This window comes from Methylocella sp. (assembly GCA_037200525.1).
Taxonomy (GTDB): domain Bacteria; phylum Pseudomonadota; class Alphaproteobacteria; order Rhizobiales; family Beijerinckiaceae; genus Methylocapsa.
Genome location: JBBCGG010000001.1, coordinates 2,930,533 through 2,951,229 on the forward strand (window position 1 = coordinate 2,930,533; position 20,697 = coordinate 2,951,229).

Consider the following 20,697-nt stretch of genomic DNA (forward strand, 5'->3'; position numbering starts at 1 on the left):
TAATTCGAAATGGCGGACGAAGGCGAAAATCGTGAACACCGGCTGCTCAACGAGCGCTGGACGTGGGAAAAAGAAATGGTTGCACTCACATCGGACAACCAAGCCAGGATCAGAAATCTCGAAGAGGGGATTAAGCCGCTAGCCCAGCTTTCCCTCAATCTCGAGCGGTTTGTCGCGAAGTTCGAAGCGCTCATCGATCGCTTTGAATCCGTAGAGAATATGCGCGAGGACCTCGATCAGCTCATAGCCAGCGAGAACCAACGCAAAGGCGCCGACGCGCGGAACATACGAAACTCGCTCCTGGGTGGACTTGGAGGGGGTTTGGCGTCCGGCGTGGGCGCTTGGCTGCTGACGCACATAAAATGAGGACGCCTGCAATGACTAGATTGGTGGTCAAGGTCCTTTTGTTTGCGATGCTGGCGCTGGCGCCGGCTGCGGCTCACGCTCAAATGCGAGCGTTCGTAGTCACATCGTGCGCGGATCTCCCGGCGATCTACAATCCCGGCAGTCAGGGCATCCCAGTGATCGACGAGACAGGCGCTGCTTGCACTGGCGGCGGCGGGGGCGGCGGCTTTACCCCCAACCTCGGTAATCAGACCAAGCCCAACGCGCAGGCGACTACGCCGGCGACTGGCGCGACTATTACCATGACAAAAACCACGGTTGGAACAACGGTTGTTTCGATCGCTCCGCTTTCGACAGCAATGGTTCATCGTGTCGTAAAGAACTGTTCGCCGAACACTTCGACGCCACCCGCCGCGCCATCACCAATTCTAACGGTTGGACCGTCGGCAACGACAACCGCAACTGGTTTTGATCTCGCGCCCGGTGAAAGCTTGGATGTGTCCACGCTAACGGCGCAGGTGTTTGGGATCAGCAATGTCGCCGGAACTGTCGCCTGCTATTTTGCAAACTGAGCGATGCAGATGGAGAGGTGGCCACGACGACCGGGCACAGATGGACCGCGAAGATCGAGTAGGCGCGGAGCGTGTTTTTCGAAGTTGAAATCACGTCGTAACATCGCTGTTCCATAAGCGTTGATCGACTAGGCTGGGCGGTCTGCCGGCTCCAGTCTGGTCAAAATCGCGGGCTTATGCCTGCGGGGAGCCGGACCGTTTCGCCACCCCCTTGATGTCTTTGCATGAGACTCTCTTCGAGGCCCAACGATCGTGTCCCGGTAGTGAGAACTGCCCCCGCTTGTTCGACGCGAGCGGGGTTTTATTGCGAGACAATTCCAGACTTCGGGAGCAGAAAATGATAAAAAGCGTTCTACGATGGGCGGGACAGAACGGCGCCGCTGTCGTTATCGCCGGCGTGGTTATCGGCCTATGCATTCCAATCCTGTCGGACATGGCGAGGCCATATCTCGCTGTCGCGATTTTCATATTTACATTTGGCTCGTTCCTGAAATTCGACCGCAAGTCGATCGAAGGCGAAATCGCCAACATGAAGCGAAATATATTGATGGTCTTGTGGGCCACATTTGGCGTCCCTCTCAGCATATTTCTCATTATCATTATCGCTCGGCCCGGCCCAGAACTGGCTCAGGGGCTGCTCTTCTGGGCATTGGTTCCTGCAAGCCCGACCTGCGTCGCCTTTGCGGTGATTCTCCGGCTCAACATCCCGATAGCGCTTCTGGCGACCGTTCTTGGGACCGCCGCGTCGCCGTTCTACATCCCAGCTCTCGCCGCATTGTTTGGCGGTTATCATCTCGATATCGACCCGATTGAGATGTCTTTGGACCTCGCCCTTCTCGTGGGAGGCGCTTTTCTAGCATCCTTGGCGGCAAAACGCCTCGCAAGCACATTCCTTCGCGAAAACCCCGAAGCCACAACCGGAATTGCCATCCTTGCGATGTTCCTCGCCGGAATGGGGTCCATGCGAGGCATGCAGGCGCAGCTGCTGACGCAGCCGGAGACCAGCCTTGAATTCGTGCTCTTGGCCTACGCGCTGCTTTTTGGGGCGGAATTGACCGGGACGCTTTTGTTCTGGCGTTACGGCCGGACCGCAGCCTTGACCGCGGGGCTGATCAGCGGAACACGCACCATCACGCTGTCCTGGGTCGTGCTCGGTAGCCACATCCTGCCGCTGGCCGATTTGTTCCTCGCCACGGGGATGGTCGCGAAATACACCGCTCCGGGCCTGACAAAATGGCTACTGGCGCGCATCATCGGTTCAGAGGATGCCGTACAATCGCCGCGCGCCGATCTGCATCATGCGCGCTCAGGTCCAGCCGTAGAAAAAACAGAGCCTCATCGCTGATTTCCCGCGCCTTGCGCCAAGGCTGCGATCGCTCGAAAGCGCTGCGGACGTTCTGCGATTCTCCGACATAAACCGGTGCCGGATCAGAAGGGCGCCCGAACGCTACGATATACATTCCTGGTCCGGCCGGCAGATCGGCAGCCTTTACGCCCGCAATCAGCGCGTAGCGATAGCGCTTTCCTGACGCTCCTCGGAATGAGTAGGCGAGCATGGTCCACGTACCGAAGGTGAACAAATAGTCCCACTTTCCAAACAGGTTCAAAAAAGTGGGACGAAAGCATATAAATTATCTAATGATTTCAATGCGCATCGAAGGTATTGGAGGCCTCGCCCGGAATCGAACCGGGGTGCAAGGATTTGCAGTCCTCTGCGTAACCACTCCGCCACGAGGCCTCCGTCGCGACGATAGCGCGACCCTGCCTATAGCAAGAAAAACGAAGTGGACGCAAGAAATCCTCCGGAAAAAAAAAGCCCGGAGGGCTGCGGCGGCGGAGCGATTTTCCCGGATGGCCGCCGTTGCCAGACGGTTGCGCGATTAGCGCTTTGCAAAACCGTTGCAAGCTTGCTATATGCGGCTCGTTCGCATCGGCGCGTCGTTCGCCCTAGCGCGCGGTCCCTGATAGCTCAGCTGGTAGAGCAATCGACTGTTAATCGATCGGTCGCAGGTTCGAGTCCTGCTCAGGGAGCCAACCAATAAATAACCTATTGATTTTTATGTGGTTTCCGCCACAAGGCCCTCACCGAATTCGGGTGGTGGGGGCATAGGATCTGAAGATTCCTCTCTCGCCATTTTTGCCATTGCTCCGCGCGCAAGCCTCTTCCGGTTTGCTGCTTTCGTATAAAGCGACGCCATCCGACCGCCGGTCCAGCCGAAAATCGCCTCAAGTTCTGCTTCGGTCGCGCCGTTGTTTGCTGCATGCGTGGCGCCGGCCTTACGCAGACCGTGTGCTGCGCCAGGCACACCTGCTGCATTACAGGCATCGCGGAACCAGTTTCCGAAGCTTTCCTTGGTCATAGGGTCGCCGGATGGCGTGGCAACGAAGGCTCCATCGCCGGTCTTGCTCACGGCGATAATCTTTTCCAGCACAGGCAAAATGGGGATTTCGACGATTGTCCCTGTTTTTTCAGTCGTCATGGTGATCAGGCCATCCCGGACGTGCTGTCTGCCGAGCCTAGCCGCGTCGCCCCGCCGCAGACCTGTATAGAGCAATATTGCCAGCGCTAAGCGCTCTCGCGTCCCGATCGGCCACCTCTTCTCGAAGCGCCTGATCTCCTCGTCGGTCCAGGTATGAAAACCTTTGGTTTTGTGACCGAATCCATCGACGTTCTTTGTCGGATCAACCGTTAAGTGCTTAGCCTTGACTGCCCATTGAAATAAACCGCGCATCGCCTTCAAGAAATCATTTCCAGCAAATGGCGTATCTCTGCGTTTATCGTGGTCTGCCCCCTGAAAAGTGATCCTCCGTGAAGTATGGGCTTATGAGCCTGATGGAGGACTGCGCAATGCCGAGGAAAAGACAGAAGGCGGAAGAGATCGTCGCGAAGCTACGGCAAGTCGAAGTGCTTAGCGCGCAAGGGCGACCGGTCGCGGAGGCGATCCGCTCGATAGGGGTGACGGAAGTTACATACTATCGATGGCGGTCGGAATACGGCGGCCTGAAGGGCGATCAGGTGAAGCGGCTGAAGGAGCTGGAGGCGGAGAATACGCGGCTCCGTCGAGCGGTGTCCGATTTGACGCTTGAGAAGCTGATCCTGAAAGAGGCTGCCTCGGGAAACTTCTGAGCTCCGCGCGTCGTCGCGCCTGCGTGGAGCATGTGATCGCCGAACATGGCGTTTCCGAGCGGTTCGCTTGCCGGGTTCTCGGTCAGCATCGCTCCACGCAGCGCAAGGTTCCGACCAAGCCCGATGACGAAGCGGCATTGATCGCCGACATCACGGCGCTCGCCATCCAGTACGGCCGCTATGGCTACCGCCGCATCACGGCGATGTTGTGGGAGCGAGGCTGGAAGATCAACGTCAAACGGGTCGAGCGGATCTGGCGACGCGAGGGGCTGAAAGTTCCGGCCAGACAACCCAAGCGCGGGCGTCTCTGGCTCAATGACGGCTCGTGCGTCCGGCTGCGCCCGCAATGCCCCAACCACGTCTGGTCCTATGACTTCGTCGAGGACCGCACTCATGATGGCAGGAAATATCGCATGCTGAATATCATCGACGAATTTACCCGCGAATGCATCGCGATCAGGATTAACCGGCAGCTGAAGGCAGCGGACGTCATCGACGTTCTCTCGGACCTCTTCATCTTGCGAGGGGTTCCGGTCCACATTCGTTCCGACAACGGCCCGGAGTTCATCGCCAAGGCGTTGCGTGACTGGATTGCCGCCGTCGGCGCGAAGACCGCCTACATCATGCCGGGCAGTCCCTGGGAGAACGGCTATTGCGAGAGCTTCAACTCGAAGCTGCGCGACGAGCTTTTGAATGGTGAAATCTTCTACACTCTCAAGGAGGCGAAGGTCGTCATTGAGCGATGGCGACGCCACTACAACACCGTGCGCCCGCACTCATCGCTGGGCTACAAGCCGCCAGCCCCGGAGACCCTGCAATGGCCGGCTTCGCAATCCGGACCAGCTTCGCCCGCCACGCCAGCAATAGCGCCAGGGCCGACAATGCACTAACATTCAAACTGGATCACCCCATGGGGGCAGGCCAATCGCGGGAATCAATAATGACTTCCTCTGTGATGGCAGCAAACGGCTCTTTCCCAGCGGATTTTAGCATCACTTTATAAATATTGCCGCGCTGGCTCTGGGTAGCTGACGATAACCTTGTCCATTCCGATGCTTCCTTATATCGATCAACTAGCCAAGTAAGGCTTTCTGATTCAACCGGAACACTGGCGGACATCTTCCCGGCCACCGCCGCGTAATAGGCCTCTTCAAACTCCAGAGTTCCGAACTTTTCCTTTATACGTGTCCTGCGCCCCTTTCCTTTGCGGACATACCATACCGTCGCGCCATGGCGTGTCGTCTGCTTCTGGAGGAAGGGCCACCTAGGCTTCGGCATGGACCGCATTAAAATATGATCTTGCGACCGCCTGCAACCGGGGGTGTTGGCATCACACGCCGAGCCTCGCTGAATGGCGTAAGCTTAATCGTACCATCCTGGGAGATTTCGACCGCAAAGCTAGCACCCGTTTGCTCCACAGCGCGGAGCGCGCGGGCTATGTCAGCTTGCGTAAACCGGGCGGGACGGCGGCTCATGGTTCAGGCTTGGCCTTTCTCGAGCGCGCCGGAAACTCGGCCTCGGAGCGAACTGAGCAATTCCTCATCGCTGACCGTTATGTCGTCGGCGATCATGTTCATAAGCTCCGGCTCGCACGGTTCTGGGATATGGACGATCGTGTGCTTTCCGGCGCCGGCGCACCATCCTAACTCAAGGTGAGCGCTGCGACCGCATGGCATCACGAGCACGCAGGTATCAGCCCAGCGCATGGCGCGGAAGTCGGAATTAAATCCTTGAGCGGCAGTAGCCGAATTTAGCAACTTCTCGCGGTATGAACTTGGCGTCCATGCTTCCCAGTTCGGATCAATTTCGGTCCAGCGGAAGCCATCCTTAATGCCGAAAAACGGCGATCTAAAATCATAGACCTCGTGGCCGTCTTCGCGGAGCATTGAAACGATTGCTTGCTGATGCTTATTCCGCCAAGACGATGCAACATAAATTCTCTTCATGCCTTCTCCTTACTCGCCTGAAGGGCGGCGCGGGCGCGGCGAAGGTCACCCCATGTCAAAACCTGACCTCCGTTGCTGTAGATAACGAGATCATCTTCCTCGATTTCGGAAAGCCACGGCGTCCTTGCGAACGGCTCCAGCGCCTCCCGCATCAACGCCAGATCGGCGTCTTTGGCGGCGATGGTTTCGCGGAGCTTGTCGCGCTCCCTAATTACCTCGCCCAAAACATCGAGGGGCGACAGCGTCTTACCACTAGGCCGTTGTGACGAATTCGGCGTTTGGGGGATTCTCGCGAGGATCTTTCCATGATTCAAGGCTGATTTTTGGAGATCAGCCTTGATGATTCGGGATGTCGATGCGCTGCGAGACGATCAATGGGAGCGGCTTTGTGATCTTGTGCCAGGCGGAAGAGCCGGCCAGCGCGGGCCGCGCTGCGACAATCGACGCTTCGTCGACGCGCTGTTATGGATGGCCCGCTCGGGCGGCCGCTGGCGCGATCTGCCCGAACGCTTCGGCGACCATCAGGCGGTGAAACGCCGCTACTATCGCTGGATCGAGCGCGGCGCCTTGGACGGATTTCTTGAGGCATTCACCGCCGAGGCCGATCTCGAATGGCTGATGATCGACTCAACAATCGTGCGCGCCCATCAGCACGCGGCCGGCGCAAGGATCGCCAAAGGGGGGCGGATGCCCAAGGCCTGGGCCGCTCTCGCGGTGGTTTGAGCACCAAAATCCACGCCGCGACAGACGCGCTCGGCAACCCCGTTCGGCTCCTTCTCGGACCTGGGCAGCGCAACGACATCACAAAAGCGCACGCCCTGATCGAAGGCTTTGCGGCCGATGCGATCATCGCCGATAAAGGTTATGACGCCAATCACTTGCGCAAGGCTGTTCTTATGCGTGAGGCTGAGCCGGTGATCCCATCAAAATCCAATCGCCGCGCGCCGCTCCCCTACGACAAGGCGCTCTACAAGGAGCGCAATCTCGTCGAGCGTTTCTTCAATAAACTGAAGCAGTTCCGGCGCGTCGCAACCCGATACGACAAGCTCCTCGCAAACTACCGAGGCTTCGTATTGCTCGCCGCTATTGCTATCATGCTCAGGTAATTCGTCACTACTGCCTAGCGACGCGGAATTTGACGCCGGCTTTAATGAGATGATCGCGAAAAGAAACACGCGTCGATAATCCTTCGGCGGCCGCGCCGAAGATGATTGGAAGGCTGACGGTTCGGCCTTCCTGACTGACAAAGCGTCCGGGCCCGGCCCCGTCAATGCCTGCGAGAGCCGAAAGGCTCTACCCCGTCACCTCTCTCTGTCTCGGGAACAGAGATGAACGCGGCCCCCGGCCGCTCCCCCAAATCACTGCGCTGCGGAGATAGCGCGCCCTATAGGAGCCAATCCCGATGGCTAATAATATCCTCACGCCGTCTATGATCACGCGGTACTCGATCCGGATGTTTCTGAACACGAACTATTTCATTCAGAACGTCTCCCGCCAGTTTGAAGACCAGTTCGGCAACGAAGGCGCCAAGATCGGCGCGCAGCTTCGTATCCGCTACGCCAACCAGTACACCGTGACGGACGGCCCCAGCATTTCCGTGCAGGACACGACGGAACAGCAGTTCCTCCTCACGGTCGCCACCCAGCGCCATGTCGACGTCGCCTTCACCTCGGCGGAAACCTCCCTTGATGTCGACGATTACATGGAGCGCATTGGTCTGCCCCCTGAAAAGTGATCCTCCGTGAAGTATGGGCTTATGAGCCTGATGGAGGACTGCGCAATGCCGAGGAAAAGACAGAAGGCGGAAGAGATCGTCGCGAAGCTACGGCAAGTCGAAGTGCTTAGCGCGCAAGGGCGACCGGTCGCGGAGGCGATCCGCTCGATAGGGGTGACGGAAGTTACATACTATCGATGGCGGTCGGAATACGGCGGCCTGAAGGGCGATCAGGTGAAGCGGCTGAAGGAGCTGGAGGCGGAGAATACGCGGCTCCGTCGAGCGGTGTCCGATTTGACGCTTGAGAAGCTGATCCTGAAAGAGGCTGCCTCGGGAAACTTCTGAGCTCCGCGCGTCGTCGCGCCTGCGTGGAGCATGTGATCGCCGAACATGGCGTTTCCGAGCGGTTCGCTTGCCGGGTTCTCGGTCAGCATCGCTCCACGCAGCGCAAGGTTCCGACCAAGCCCGATGACGAAGCGGCATTGATCGCCGACATCACGGCGCTCGCCATCCAGTACGGCCGCTATGGCTACCGCCGCATCACGGCGATGTTGTGGGAGCGAGGCTGGAAGGTCAACGTCAAACGGGTCGAGCGGATCTGGCGACGCGAGGGGCTGAAAGTTCCGGCCAGACAACCCAAGCGCGGGCGTCTCTGGCTCAATGACGGCTCGTGCGTCCGGCTGCGCCCGCAATGCCCCAACCACGTCTGGTCCTATGACTTCGTCGAGGACCGCACTCATGATGGCAGGAAATATCGCATGCTGAATATCATCGACGAATTTACCCGCGAATGCATCGCGATCAGGATTAACCGGAAGCTGAAGGCAGCGGACGTCATCGACGTTCTCTCGGACCTCTTCATCTTGCGAGGGGTTCCGATCCACATTCGTTCCGACAACGGCCCGGAGTTCATCGCCAAGGCGTTGCGTGACTGGATTGCCGCCGTCGGCGCGAAGACCGCCTACATCATGCCGGGCAGTCCCTGGGAGAACGGCTATTGCGAGAGCTTCAACTCGAAGCTGCGCGACGAGCTTTTGAATGGTGAAATCTTCTACACTCTCAAGGAGGCGAAGGTCGTCATTGAGCGATGGCGACGCCACTACAACACCGTGCGCCCGCACTCATCGCTGGGCTACAAGCCGCCAGCCCCGGAGACCCTGCAATGGCCGGCTTCGCAATCCGGACCAGCTTCGCCCGCCACGCCAGCAATAGCGCCAGGGCCGACAATGCACTAACATTCAAACTGGATCACCCCATGGGGGCAGGCCACTCCAAGCGGATGTGCGCAGCATCGTCCATCCCACGGAGACGCTGACATGAACACGCTCGTAAGCATCGGGCCGGTCGTTGAATTTCTGAAGCCCGCCATCCAGGACGTCGCGGCGGTCGTGATCCTCGCGGGACTCGGCGCCGTGGGGAATCTCGCGCGTAAATATCTCAAGATCCAGATCTCCAGTTCGCAGATGGATCTCGTGCGCAAGGCGATGGCGGACGAAGTGCATCGCATGGTCGGCGAAGGCGTCGACAAGCTCTCGACGATCAACGTCAACGTCGAGTCGCCGCAGGTGGCGCGGGTCGCTAACGCCGCGATCGCTAATGCCGGGCCCGTTGTCGCGAAGTTGGGCATCACTCCCGATGAGGTGAAGGCGTTGGCCCTCAGCACGATTGGCGCCTATCAGGCGAGCGTCGAGAGCAATCCCGCGCCTGTCGTTGTATCGCCCGCGCCGATCGCCGCGCCGCCGGCGGCCGCAGGTCTCGTGACCACCTAAGAAGTTCGCCGAGGAAGGCTTTCAGGGGATAATTCGAAATGGCGGACGAAGGCGAAAATCGTGAACACCGGCTGCTCAACGAGCGCTGGACGTGGGAAAAAGAAATGGTTGCACTCACATCGGACAACCAAGCCAGGATCAGAAATCTCGAAGAGGGGATTAAGCCGCTAGCCCAGCTTTCCCTCAATCTCGAGCGGTTTGTCGCGAAGTTCGAAGCGCTCATCGATCGCTTTGAATCCGTAGAGAATATGCGCGAGGACCTCGATCAGCTCATAGCCAGCGAGAACCAACGCAAAGGCGCCGACGCGCGGAACATACGAAACTCGCTCCTGGGTGGACTTGGAGGGGGTTTGGCGTCCGGCGTGGGCGCTTGGCTGCTGACGCACATAAAATGAGGACGCCTGCAATGACTAGATTGGTGGTCAAGGTCCTTTTGTTTGCGATGCTGGCGCTGGCGCCGGCTGCGGCTCATGCGCAAATGCGCGCGTTCGTTGTCACCTCATGCGACTCTCTGCCGGCGATCTATAATCCGGGTAGTCAGGGCATTCCGGTAATCGACGAGACCGGCGCCGCTTGCACGGGTGGTGGAGGAGGTGGCGGCGGTGGCGCGATCAGTCAGCCTCTGGGTGGCGCAACTCCGCTGGCTCAGGCTGTTGCGGTCACTATCGTCCCCAACGTGAAGACGCTGACGGATCGCAGCGGCGCGGTAACGACGGGCGGCACCTCTCAGACTTTGGTCGCGTCGGTCTCTGCTAGAATGACGATCTTCATCGAGAATCCGTGCACAGCCGCTTCGCAAAATATCACGACGGCCGAGAGCCTCTTCATCAACTTCACGGCTGCTGCATCTACGACGGCAGGCGGATCGATCGAGCTAGCCCCCTGTGGGGTTTATAGCACGGGCACGGGACCGGTTTCGACCGAGGCGATTACGGTCACAGCGACGACGGCCGGCCATAGGTGGACCGCGAAGATCGAGTGAACATGGTTGAGATTAGTGGCGCTGGTCCACGGAAGGACAAATTTACAACCATCACGATAATTGGCATTCCTGTTTCGGGGTTTTGCTGGTCGTGATTTGACCCACAAATGTGGCGGACCGAGTGTTGCAACATTTAAGAACGCAACAATTTGTTATGGAGTGGGGGCGATTGGTTGGCCTCAATCGTCCCCATTTTCCGACAATCCTCGATTTGCGGCGACTTTTTTCGAAGTTGAAATCACGTCGTAACATCGCTGTTCCACTCGTATTGACCGACTATGCTGGAGGGGCAGTCGAGCTCCAGTCTGGTCAAAAATCGCGGGTCTCCGTCCCGCGGGAGCCGGGCCGTTTCGCCACCCCCTTGTCGTTGCATGAAACTCCCCAAGGCCCAACGATCGTGTTCCGGTAGTGAGAACTGCCCCCGCCGCCGTTCACCTCCGGCGAGCGGGGGTTCCTTTTCAAAAGCCGAGGGCGGGACTGCCAGCCTCGTCCATTTTCTCTCCCTTCGCGACAATCCTGAGCTTTTCGTTCGGCAGAGGTCGTTGAAGCGCAATAGCTTGCTCGATCGATCCTTCGAGCCATGCATCCATTTCCTCGGGCGTCGTGAGCAGCACCGGCATGGCCTTGGCATGTATCGGGCGCACTATCTCATTCGCTTCTGTCGTCAGAAGCGAAAACAGACGGTGCTCGCGCGTCTCGCCCTTCCGCTCACCGCTCCATAGCCGCCAGATCCCCGCGAAGGCGAAGAGGGGCCGGCTCTCATCTAGCGCGAACCAATTGGTGACCTTTGGCCGACTGTCGGTCCACTCACAAAACGACGTCGCCGGCACAAGGCAGCGCCATTCAGCCTTGAGCCAGCCGCGCCAATACGGCGAGGCCAGATTGCGGACGTTGGTGATCGGGACCTTGCCGAGGTTCGGCGGCGGCGGGAAGCCCCAGCGCATCAGCGACAGCTCGCGCTCGCCGTCCGACGCCCTGCGAACCACCGGAGCCATCATGTCGGGGAAGATGGCCGGCATCAGCGGCAGATTGCCGGCCAGATCACGCCGGAACCTGAACAACTGGCGTATCGCATCCTGATTGCGGGTCATGGAGTAGAGGTTGCACATACGCTCACGAAATCGCGTCAGAGGAGCGATCGTCAATCGGCGCCAATGCCGTGCCGTTCCCAAAGGATCCACTTTTCTTTGAGCGACCGGAATGCATTCGCCGACCGGTAGCACCTGCAGAGCCAGTATCGATCCCGATGCAACTTAGCAGGAGGCGTTCATCGGGCGGCAGAGGGGAGGCTGGGATCGCCCGAACACCTCAGTGACCGGTTGGAGCAATATAGCCAACCTGACTTTGTGTAACCGATAAGCCACATCGCCCAAAAACCGGCATTCTTATCGTCACAAAAGGTTGTAAAAGAGCAGAAACAAGCAGAAGTTGAGGAGGTCAACCAAAAATTAAGGGGGGAACGAATGTTACGGCATACTCTACTTGCTTCCGTCGCTTCCATTATGCTGACAGGGTCGGTCCTTGCGGCCGATCTTCCTTCCCGTGCTCCGCCGCCGGTATATCTGCCGCCAGCGCCGATCTTTACCTGGACCGGCTTCTATATCGGTGCTCAGGTTGGTTATGCTTGGGGTACCTCAAACGGTAACATCGGCGATAATTTTGGTGACTTTTCTTCCTTAAGCGTCAGCAATAGCGGCGTCATCGGCGGCGGTCATGTCGGCTATAATCTGCAGTGGAACCAGTTCGTCATCGGCCTCGAAGGCAGTGTCGATGGCGCCAGCCTGAACAAGACTTTCTCTGGATTCGTTTCAGAGAATGGGGTATTCCCAGGGTTCGCCCCTCCCGTTACTGTCCATTCCAACGTCGACGTTATGGGCTCGGTCCGTGGCCGCCTCGGCTACGCTTGGGATCGCGTCCTGATATACGCCACGGGCGGCGTCGCTTTTGCTGGCGTAAACAGCAGCATTTCGACTCCGTTTGGGTTCGACAGCGCATCGTCGACGCGGGTTGGCTGGACCGTCGGCGGCGGCCTTGAATATGCCATTACCAACAATTGGTCGATCCGGGCGGAATATCGCTATTCCGATTTCGGCCATACCACCGTATTTGCCAGCAATTCCTTCAACTTTCCTCTGTTGGCTTCGGTCGGCGCATTTGCTAACCGCCACACTACCGAAAACCAGGTGCAGGCCGGCGTCAGCTACAAGTTCGACACGTTCGCTCCGCCCGCTCCGATTGTCGCCAAGTACTGAGATCTAGCTCGTCGTCTTTCTTTTCAGGGGAAGCAGGGAAGGCTCGGCCGATTGGCCGGGCTTTCTCGCGTTCTCGCTGCAGGCGATGGTGGCACATTCGCTCGTGGAACGCGTCTAAGAGTCCGTTTGACAACTATGGGTGGGTTATCCGGCGGATCAACAAGCCGGCCATAGCGACCTCGATCATGGCGTGAGAGACGTCTATCCGGGCCTCGTAGTCTCGGACGAGACGCCTGTGGCGGGTCATCCATCCGAAGGTCCGTTCGACGACCCATCGTCTCGGCAGAATCACGAATGCGGCCTCGGTACGCCGCACGATCTCGACGGTGAAGTCGAGAAAAGCCGCTTTGTCGAGCAGTCGCTGGCGATCGTAGGCGCTGTCGGCGAACAGGTGTTTGACCCGCGGCCAGCGTTTTTGGATGGCCTCAAGAACGGCTTGCGCGCCTGTGCTGTCGGCGATATCGGCCGTGGTGAGATTGACCATCAGCAGACGTCCGTCGGCGTCGACCGCGATATGGCGTTTGCGCCCGACGATCTTCTTGGCGCCGTCGAACCCGCGTGTTCCCTGCGGCGCCGGGGCTTTGACGGACTGGCTGTCGAGCACCGCCGCGCTCGGTTCGGCGTTGCGGCCCGTCCGCGCGCGGTCGATCATCAAGGCGACATCGTGAAGGGTGCGAAACATCAGACGCCGGGTCAGGCGGCGAAACCACCAGTACACCGTCTGCCAGGGCGGGAAGTGAACCGGCAGCATCCGCCACTCACATCCCGACCGCACCAGATACCGGATGGCGTTCAAAACTTCGCGCAGGTCTGTCCGTCGGGGGCTTCCGGTCGCTCCCGCCTTCGGCAGAAACGGCTCGACCGAAGACCATTCCTCATCAGTCAGGTCGCTCGGATAGCGCTTCGTCTTCTTCTCAATCTTGGCCATTCGGCCACGGCTCTTGGCTGTCCACATCGAAAGCGTGAATCATAACCAAAGAACCATGTCAAAGTTGTCAAACAGACTCTAAGAGCGATCGTCAATCGGGGGCAACCAATGCATCCTCGCCGCTCGCCGGCGATTGCCCCGTGGGAACGCAGACAGGCATTGCAGAGTCGTTGGGCGCATTTTTCATCGATCTCGACTCGCCGCCGCGACCGCTGGATCTCCCGACGGAGAGTCAACACCGGCTAAAGGTGATCAAGGGCGATAAAAGCGCGGCTTAGGCTAGCGATAGATCCGCTAATGTTGACGCATTAGGTCCCTTGCCAGGGGCCGGATAATTAGTCGACGGCAGCCCCCATCGTTAGATCAATATGTCGCCATCGGCCGGCAGCGCTAGGCAAAGTCCATATTAATTTTCATATATACAAAATAGTCGGGGGGCTCTATGCCTTCCTTGGGATTTCAAGGACAGGGTGATTGCGATGGCGTTGAGCACTGAAATGCGCCGACTTGAAGCGAAATGCAGCGCGCGTAATGGCTGGCCGAAGTGGCTTCAATGGCTAGAGATTAGCGGCATCCGAGGCTGGCATGGGCAGCGGATATCTTTCGATTTCCCCATAGTGGCCATCGTTGGCGAAAATGGCTCGGGAAAAAGCACAATTTTGCAGTCTGCGGCGTGCGTATATCAGAACCCCGATGGGCGAACTTGGTATCCAACCGAGTTTTTTCCGGAAACAGCTTGGGATCACATAGACAACGTCCGTATTGGATTTTCCTATCGCCAGGGCGAAAAGCCTTCAGAAAGCTCGATAAGAAAACCGACAACGCGATGGCTCGGCCAACCCGCTAGGCCATTGAGAAGCGTCTCTTATATTGGCTTGGATAGGTTGCAACCCGTCTCTACTCGTGTTGGTTATGCAAGAATTGCAAAAACAAAACATCAGGAAAAATCTGCCAAAGATTTTGATAAGGATCAACTGCAAAGATTATCGTTCATTATGGGCGAAGAATACGATTTTGCTAAAATGGCTATTTCAAGCATAGATGATAATAGAGAGATTCCTGTTTTATCTAAATCTAGTATGCCATATTCAGGTTATCATCATGGCATGGGCGAATTAACTACAGCGGAACTGATCAGCGAAAACATAACTAAATATAGTCTCGTCCTGATTGATGAAATTGAATCTTCTCTTCATCCACGCGCCCAACGCAGATTGATACGAGATTTAGCGCGCATTGCTCGAGACACTGAATGTCAAATAATTCTTAGCACTCACTCTTCTACTATCTTAGAAGAGCTACCAATGAATGCTAGAATTTATATTCTGCGCAATAGCTCTGGAAGATCGATTGTCAACGGAGTAACTCCGCAATTTGCCATGACAAAAATGGACGATGAGGACCATCCGGATTGCGAGGTCTATGTCGAAGACGAGCGGGCTAAGACGTGGTTAGCAGAAATACTTAGCAAACATGCACCAGATCTGTTCGTTCGTTGCCGCATTATTCCCTACGGAACAGCAAATCTCGGCGTGGCGCTTGGCCAAATGGCAAAGGCAAAGCGATTTCCTCGGCCGACCGTCATATTCCTCGATGGTGAGCAGGAGACTGCGGACGGATGCATATTGCTTCCGGGTGGTGATGCTCCTGAGCGGGTCGTATTCGATAACTTGGGCAAAGGGGGCTGGGGTGACATACATGTACGCATAAGCCGCGACTATTCGGACGTGTCGGACGCATGCCAAAAGGCTATGACGCTTTCGGATCACCATGAGTGGGTTAAGGCGGCGGCTAACCAGCTGCGGTGCGGTGGTGACGTTCTATGGCAGGCTATGTGTAGTGAATGGGCTAAGGTAAAACCGGTCAACGAAGTCCAATATCTACTAGAAGGAGTACGGGACGCTATTCTCTATACCTAGCTCCGCCCATCCGAACTTCTCGATACCGCTTTATTCAGACTTCTACAATTCCTTTGAAACTTGCGGCCCGCAGCAGCCCGTCGCCGGTCAATCCACGATAGGCGATCTCGATATGGAATATTGGCATTGTCCAGACAGCGCCGGCGACCTTCAAACCGCTGATCGCGGGCTGTTCCGTGCGGATGAAGTCTAACCCCTCTTTCAATTCCTTTGAGACGGGTGCCGAGAAGCCCGTCCCGACCCCACCGACATAGCGGAGCCCTTCCGGCTCCTTGGCAGCTAGCAGAAGCTTGGCAACCGCCCCTTGCACGGCCGCAGATGGCTCGTAGCCGATCACGACGAACTCGCCAGACTGCACGCATTTCGTCTTGAGCCAGTCCTTGCTCGGCCCAGAGCGGTACGGTCGATCAAGTCGCTTGGAAACGATCCCCTCAAGCTCGTTTTCGCTCACGATCTTGAACATCGCCGCGCCGTCACCGCCGTATTCCTCGCTGAGCAGGATGGGCGGCTTGTTTCGGATGCTGTCGGCCCGCGAGCGCCTGGCGGCCCTCGCCGGATTTAAAGCTGTCTTAAGCCGCAGCGTTGGGTCAGCCGGTCTTGCGCAAAAGCGCGCCGTTGGCCCCGTGGATTTCGTATTCGCGGAGCCGATGCCGGGTGATGCACCCCTCGAGAATGTAGGGATCGTCATCGACCATCTTCTGCGCCGCTTCCAGCGACGACGCCTCGTAGAGGAACAGGCCACCATCGTCTGGCTGAAGCAGGGTGCCCGCGGAGATCACCTTGCCCTCGCCGATTAGGTTGAGCTGGTAGGCTCGATGCTTGGGGCGCACGCGCTGGATCTCGGCCTTGTCGCCGTAGTCCATGATGCAAGCGTAGATCATTGGTCTAAGCTCCTAATGTGTTGATTTCCGCTGAGAACTGACCTGGGAGGGCCAGGAATTTCCACTGAGAATTGACCCGGCTTTTTATGGTCGTGGGGTTAGTTTGAGTCAAGGCATCGTCGTGCGCGGCGCCGACACCAACCGGCTGCGTCCAGAATGACCGCTTCGCCGTCGATGACGGCAGACTGCACCGGGAGCAGGAGCAGGGCGCCGGCGATAGCCGGAAAGCGCGGCGTCCAGTCGAAGCCGTTGCGGATCGTCACTTTGCCGCCCGAGACATAGGCTGAAACCCGGTAGCCGTCCCATTTGATCTCGTGGATCCACTTCTCGCCGGATGGCGGCTTGGCGACCAGCGTTGGCAGGCAGGGCGGAATCCACTTGGGGAGCGGGCGGTCGAAGAGGCCGGGCTGTTTCGGGTCTGCCGGCTTAGGCACGATCGCACGACTCGAACCCGTTCCGGCGCTACGTCGGTTTTACGGGCTCGTGGACGCTGCGGCTGGGGCATTTGGCCATCGTTGCAAGCGTAACATAGGCCAACCGGTGGACAAAAAGCGGACCAGACGCCCAGCGGGGAATCAACGCTTTCCTGACGCTCCTCGGAATGAAAAAGAGAGGATTGCGGCCACGAGGAAAGGCTAGCAGAGGCGCGGGGCGCGCTGCAATGAATGCGACACGAAAAGGTGGGAGACTACCAGCCGTAAGTAGTTGAAATTATATGCGGCAATATTTCTCCCACCTATGTGATAACTAATTGATTTCACTAGTTAAGAGTTGGCCTACCTCCCCACCAAATTGATTTCATTGCATCTTTGAATTTGACGCCGCCTTCAGGCCCCCGCTCGTTCGGGTTCGATCGGGCTGCGGGCTCGAAGGCTATCATCAGGCAAACGCTGTCGAATCCATGGGCTGCCGCCTTAAGCTGTAATATTGATTATTGACAACTGTTGGTTTGCATCGCATGGTCATTAAATTATATTACGTATGACTTTAGGAGGATTGGCTTACCAGCCGATCCTCTGTCGCTGGCTTTCTGGCGGCCAATTCTCGCGCCGACCTTATGCTTCAGACTTTTAGCTGCATCCGTTCATCTTAAACGAGCGCTTGCCATAACTGATTCATTTCAGTTCCGGGCGAGCTCTTCATCCACGCTGTGCGGCGATCTTGTCTCTCAACGCTTCGATCCGTTGGATGATTTTGCGAGCGCTTATTGGCTTCTGTGGCATCTAACATTCCCGCCGCGGTGCTCGATGATTGCGCAGCACCGAGCGCGATTTTCGGCGCATCGAGATGAAGCGATTCCGCATCCTTTCCTCGCGTTGCGCCAACATCCCGCATTGCGGCTGTAGTCATTTGACGCCGATCAGTAGTCTGGCCGTAACTCGCGCTCGTTAGCTTCTCGTTGCTCGAGCCGATGAGTTGGACTGCGCTCGGAACGATGCGGTCACAATCTCGGCGCCCTTTTTACCAATCTAAAGTGACGAGATCGCATGAAATTTCTTATCGCGTCGACCCCCGCAACCGGCCATCTCAATCCATTGCTTGCGATCGGGCGCATCTTGATCGATGAAGGCCACGAGGTCGTTGGTATATCCGCGAGCTTTCTGCGCGACCGCATTGAAGGCATCGGCGCGGCGTTCCGCGCCTTTCCGGCGGGCGCCGACCTCGACTTGCGCGACATCGACGCGGCATTTCCCGAACGGAAAAACATACCTCTCGGGCCTGAAGAGGCGCGCTTTACGATGACGCGCGTGTTCATCGACCCGGTCCCAGCTCAGCATGAAGGCCTGAAGCAGGTTCTGCGGGACTTCCCGGCTGACGTCATTATCGCCGACAATCTATTTCTTGGCGCCTTGCCGATGCTGCTTGGACCACGGTCGGAACGTCCGGCTATTGTTTTGTGTGGAAGCACGCTTCTATTTGCGCGCCGTGAGGACGGAGCGCCGCATTTCCTTGGGTTGCCGCCAGCAAGCAGCGAAGCCCAGCGTCAAGAATATGCCGCCATCTTCGAAAAGACTAAAGCGGATGTGACTGATCCTATACGCGAGTACTTGAACGATCGCCTGGCGGGCTTGGGCGTCCGGCCATTATCCATCGATCTTTTCGATGCTCTCATAAAGTTGCCAGACGCCTATCTGCAGTTGACGGTTCCAAGTTTCGAGCTTCCGCAACGCGATGTGCCCGACACGGTGCATTTCGTCGGCGCCGTCTCAATCGTTCCGAATCAAGCCACTGTCCCGACCTGGGCCGACGAATTGGATGGCTCGCGCAAAGTCGTGCTGGTCACTCAGGGGACGGTGAATAATTTCGATTTCGGCCAATTGGTCGCCCCGACGCTCGCGGCGCTCGCCAACGAGCCTGATGTGCTCGTGATCGCGACCGCCGGCGGTCGTCCAATTGATTCCATACCCGGGCCAATTCCCAGCAATGTCCGCTTGGCCAGCTATCTGCCGTTCGAATGGGTGCTGCCCAAGATCGATGCGCTTGTCACTAACGGCGGCTATGGCAGCGTCAATCAGGCTCTGAGCTTTGGCGTTCCGCTTGTCACAGCCGGGCTGACCGAAGACAAAGCCGACGTCAACATCCGTGTCGCCTGGTCCGGGGTCGGCATTAATCTCGCCACCAACGATCCGACGCCGCAGGCGCTACGCGAGGCGATCCGGGCCGTTCTGGATCAACCCAGTTATCGTGCGCGCGCCTCAGCCATGGCCAAGGAGTTCGGCTGCGCCGATACGCGATCCGAAATCCTCCGGATCCTTCGTCAGGTCTCGGGCATTTACGCCGAAGAAGCAGCCCAGTGATGCGACAGCGCTAAGGATTCCGCGCTGCGAGCCGTTAATGCTTGCAGCGCATTAAGGTGTGTGCTTCCGGTCCTCGCATCCTCGGCCGCCTCGTGCGGGCGAGGATTTTTTTCGGCGAGGGGTACGAGATCGCGGTGACAGAGCGCCGTCGATTTGGGAGGACTTTTCAACCGCAACCACGTCGCGCCTGCGCCCATCGTCGCCCGCTTGCGCGTATATTGCGAGCCGGCGTCAGGTATTTTCGTACTTCCGCGGTATGATGCTGGTCGATGGGCAAGCAAAGGCGCTGCGGCTAGCGGCCGTATGGTATGCCGCAAGCGCAGTCATTGGAAGGCATCTCACGTCGCATCGACTGATCCAGCGCGCGGTTACGTGATGATTGCGACGAAAGCGATTATCGCACGTGCGAAGGACTCACAACCTTCAGATGCCGCGCCTGCCGATCCGAGACCTCTGACGCCCTCGATCTTGCGGCGATCCCGCTCCAGGCTTCTTCAAACGTATCGCCAAATCCGATTTGGCGCGGCGCGTTCACTCTCAAATCGCTCTTCTCGATGCACCAATGGCCGCCCAGCGAACTGATGAGGAGCTGATTGTATCCAGGCCTGTGCTTCCGAAGGAGTTCTAACAGAGCAGCTTCTTCGTCGCTGACTTCGAGCATAAGCCGGTCTCCACGTTTTTTTGTATATGATGCCATCGGTAACCTCGCATTTGAGCGTCACGACCATTGAGGCGAGGCAGGCAGGCCGCGTCTAATGGGTGTGTGCCCTTGGTCCTTTTTTAGCGGGACCCCCGCCAGCCCGTTGAAAGGGCGGCAAGGGCGGTTTATCCAATCTGCCGAATCGCTGTCGTTGAGCCTTGAAGACGATCTTGAATCTTCAAGGGAGTAGCGAAGCGGTCCGGCTCCCCGCTGGGAAAGCCCGCACTTCTTGGTCCGGTTCCAAACAGAACCGGCTAGAATTGCATATCGAATGGGAAGACATTGAATTGATACTGTTGCACGCGGATTTCACGACTGTTGCACTTGTAAGCTGGCTGCCAAACGCTTCAGAATCGACAGTCGCGAGCCGACCTCGGCGGCGAGTGCGCGGCTAAAAGCAACCTTGGATTGTCGAATTTAAGGCAGCAATATTGACTAATTTCCCAGTTTTAATGCGGAGAATCAGGCTGTGCCGGGGCTGCGCCAGGGGACGAAGGAACCGCGCGCTTGGCGGCCGGCAGCGCGAGCGATCAGGCGGCGGCTGACGGATTTCAATGAAGTTGCGGTGGCGCTGACGAAAGGCGTGGACGCTTTACGGACCAGCCTTTTCGATGGGCCTGGCGGCGTTCTCCGGCCGGCGCCTTTTAGGGCGACTCGCATGCACCCTTCGATCGAAAGGTCGAAGCGCCGGTCGCGCCGCGCTAGCGCAAGCTGGAGATCGATTTAAGCGTTGTCTCAATGCATCATCCCGAACAGCCGCAGAC

22 protein-coding genes, 2 tRNA genes and 1 pseudogene are annotated in these 20,697 nt (G+C 57.8%); 14 read left to right on the top strand and 11 right to left on the bottom strand.

The window, feature by feature from the left end:
* Positions 1–9: 9 nt before the first annotated feature.
* The 3 genes from WDN46_14365 (at position 10) to WDN46_14375 (ending at position 2,262) form a co-directional block, all read left to right on the top strand.
* A complete protein-coding gene (locus WDN46_14365) occupies positions 10–366 on the top strand; it encodes a hypothetical protein (GenBank protein MEJ0094567.1) in 357 nt (118 codons plus the stop codon).
* 11 nt (positions 367–377) lie between these two features.
* Positions 378–917, top strand: coding sequence for a hypothetical protein (locus WDN46_14370; GenBank protein MEJ0094568.1), 540 nt, complete (start codon positions 378–380; stop codon positions 915–917).
* Between the two features lie 337 nt (positions 918–1,254).
* Positions 1,255–2,262 (top strand): hypothetical protein, encoded by a 1,008-nt coding sequence (locus WDN46_14375; protein ID MEJ0094569.1) that lies wholly within the window; start codon positions 1,255–1,257, stop codon positions 2,260–2,262.
* Positions 2,263–2,581: 319 nt separating this feature from the next.
* Here WDN46_14375 and WDN46_14380 read toward each other — a convergent pair.
* A tRNA-Cys gene (locus WDN46_14380) sits at positions 2,582–2,655 on the bottom strand.
* Positions 2,656–2,875: 220 nt separating this feature from the next.
* Here WDN46_14380 and WDN46_14385 point away from each other — a divergent pair.
* Positions 2,876–2,951: transfer RNA gene (locus tag WDN46_14385), tRNA-Asn, on the top strand.
* Positions 2,952–2,974: 23 nt separating this feature from the next.
* Here WDN46_14385 and WDN46_14390 read toward each other — a convergent pair.
* Positions 2,975–3,649: a tyrosine-type recombinase/integrase gene (locus tag WDN46_14390; GenBank protein MEJ0094570.1), complete on the bottom strand. Its 675-nt coding sequence runs from the start codon at positions 3,647–3,649 to the stop codon at positions 2,975–2,977.
* 116 nt (positions 3,650–3,765) lie between these two features.
* On the opposite strand from WDN46_14390, the gene WDN46_14395 reads away from it, so the two are divergent.
* Positions 3,766–4,934 (top strand): IS3 family transposase gene (locus WDN46_14395; GenBank protein ID MEJ0094571.1). Its coding sequence is split into 2 segments (ribosomal slippage): positions 3,766–4,030 and positions 4,030–4,934, totalling 1,170 coding nucleotides; the frame shifts between segments, so codons are not numbered across the junction.
* Between the two features lie 13 nt (positions 4,935–4,947).
* Here the strand turns inward: WDN46_14395 and WDN46_14400 are convergent.
* The 3 genes from WDN46_14400 to WDN46_14410 form a co-directional block, all read right to left on the bottom strand.
* Positions 4,948–5,322, bottom strand: coding sequence for a hypothetical protein (locus WDN46_14400; protein ID MEJ0094572.1), 375 nt, complete (start codon positions 5,320–5,322; stop codon positions 4,948–4,950).
* Between the two features lie 200 nt (positions 5,323–5,522).
* Positions 5,523–5,990, bottom strand: coding sequence for a hypothetical protein (locus WDN46_14405; protein MEJ0094573.1), 468 nt, complete (start codon positions 5,988–5,990; stop codon positions 5,523–5,525).
* Entirely contained in the window at positions 5,987–6,214 is a 228-nt protein-coding gene (locus tag WDN46_14410; protein ID MEJ0094574.1) for a hypothetical protein, read from the bottom strand. Before WDN46_14410 ends, WDN46_14405 begins: the two co-directional genes overlap by 4 nt.
* A 115-nt stretch (positions 6,215–6,329) precedes the next feature.
* Here WDN46_14410 and WDN46_14415 point away from each other — a divergent pair.
* The 6 genes and pseudogenes from WDN46_14415 to WDN46_14440 all read left to right on the top strand — a co-directional run bounded on the left by WDN46_14415 (position 6,330) and on the right by WDN46_14440 (position 10,455).
* Positions 6,330–7,096: pseudogene (locus WDN46_14415) on the top strand (IS5 family transposase).
* Between the two features lie 296 nt (positions 7,097–7,392).
* Complete coding sequence (locus WDN46_14420; protein MEJ0094575.1) at positions 7,393–7,725, top strand: hypothetical protein; 333 nt, start codon at positions 7,393–7,395, stop codon at positions 7,723–7,725.
* Positions 7,726–7,770: 45 nt separating this feature from the next.
* Positions 7,771–8,939 (top strand): IS3 family transposase gene (locus WDN46_14425; GenBank protein MEJ0094576.1). Its coding sequence is split into 2 segments (ribosomal slippage): positions 7,771–8,035 and positions 8,035–8,939, totalling 1,170 coding nucleotides; the frame shifts between segments, so codons are not numbered across the junction.
* An 81-nt stretch (positions 8,940–9,020) separates the two neighbouring features.
* Positions 9,021–9,473 (top strand): hypothetical protein, encoded by a 453-nt coding sequence (locus tag WDN46_14430; protein ID MEJ0094577.1) that lies wholly within the window; start codon positions 9,021–9,023, stop codon positions 9,471–9,473.
* Between the two features lie 38 nt (positions 9,474–9,511).
* The gene (locus WDN46_14435; GenBank protein MEJ0094578.1) at positions 9,512–9,868 is read left to right on the top strand and encodes a hypothetical protein; all 357 of its coding nucleotides are present in this window, start codon (positions 9,512–9,514) and stop codon (positions 9,866–9,868) included.
* 11 nt (positions 9,869–9,879) lie between these two features.
* Positions 9,880–10,455 (top strand): hypothetical protein, encoded by a 576-nt coding sequence (locus tag WDN46_14440; protein ID MEJ0094579.1) that lies wholly within the window; start codon positions 9,880–9,882, stop codon positions 10,453–10,455.
* Between the two features lie 458 nt (positions 10,456–10,913).
* On the opposite strand, the gene WDN46_14445 is transcribed toward WDN46_14440, so the two are convergent.
* Positions 10,914–11,564, bottom strand: a complete 651-nt coding sequence (locus WDN46_14445) for an SOS response-associated peptidase (protein MEJ0094580.1) — start codon at positions 11,562–11,564, stop codon at positions 10,914–10,916.
* A gap of 354 nt (positions 11,565–11,918) precedes the next feature.
* Between WDN46_14445 and WDN46_14450 the strand changes: the two genes are divergently transcribed.
* Positions 11,919–12,707 (top strand): outer membrane protein, encoded by a 789-nt coding sequence (locus tag WDN46_14450; GenBank protein ID MEJ0094581.1) that lies wholly within the window; start codon positions 11,919–11,921, stop codon positions 12,705–12,707.
* A gap of 133 nt (positions 12,708–12,840) precedes the next feature.
* Here WDN46_14450 and WDN46_14455 read toward each other — a convergent pair whose 3' ends face one another.
* A complete protein-coding gene (locus tag WDN46_14455) occupies positions 12,841–13,662 on the bottom strand; it encodes an IS5 family transposase (GenBank protein ID MEJ0094582.1) in 822 nt (273 codons plus the stop codon).
* Between the two features lie 458 nt (positions 13,663–14,120).
* Between WDN46_14455 and WDN46_14460 the strand changes: the two genes are divergently transcribed.
* Complete coding sequence (locus tag WDN46_14460; GenBank protein MEJ0094583.1) at positions 14,121–15,554, top strand: AAA family ATPase; 1,434 nt, start codon at positions 14,121–14,123, stop codon at positions 15,552–15,554.
* A 34-nt stretch (positions 15,555–15,588) separates the two neighbouring features.
* Here WDN46_14460 and WDN46_14465 read toward each other — a convergent pair whose 3' ends face one another.
* From WDN46_14465 to WDN46_14475, 3 genes are all read right to left on the bottom strand, one after another.
* Positions 15,589–16,017 carry a hypothetical protein gene (locus WDN46_14465; GenBank protein MEJ0094584.1) on the bottom strand — a complete coding sequence of 143 codons (429 nt, stop codon included), beginning with the start codon at positions 16,015–16,017 and terminating at the stop codon, positions 15,589–15,591.
* Between the two features lie 124 nt (positions 16,018–16,141).
* The gene (locus WDN46_14470) at positions 16,142–16,435 is read right to left on the bottom strand and encodes a YciI family protein (protein ID MEJ0094585.1); all 294 of its coding nucleotides are present in this window, start codon (positions 16,433–16,435) and stop codon (positions 16,142–16,144) included.
* A 98-nt stretch (positions 16,436–16,533) separates the two neighbouring features.
* The gene (locus WDN46_14475; GenBank protein ID MEJ0094586.1) at positions 16,534–16,869 is read right to left on the bottom strand and encodes a hypothetical protein; all 336 of its coding nucleotides are present in this window, start codon (positions 16,867–16,869) and stop codon (positions 16,534–16,536) included.
* Between the two features lie 1,053 nt (positions 16,870–17,922).
* On the opposite strand from WDN46_14475, the gene WDN46_14480 reads away from it, so the two are divergent.
* Positions 17,923–19,233 carry a nucleotide disphospho-sugar-binding domain-containing protein gene (locus WDN46_14480; protein MEJ0094587.1) on the top strand — a complete coding sequence of 437 codons (1,311 nt, stop codon included), beginning with the start codon at positions 17,923–17,925 and terminating at the stop codon, positions 19,231–19,233.
* Between the two features lie 394 nt (positions 19,234–19,627).
* On the opposite strand, the gene WDN46_14485 is transcribed toward WDN46_14480, so the two are convergent.
* On the bottom strand, positions 19,628–19,894 hold the full coding sequence (locus tag WDN46_14485) for a hypothetical protein (GenBank protein MEJ0094588.1): 267 nt from the start codon (positions 19,892–19,894) through the stop codon (positions 19,628–19,630).
* Positions 19,895–20,697 lie beyond the last annotated feature (803 nt).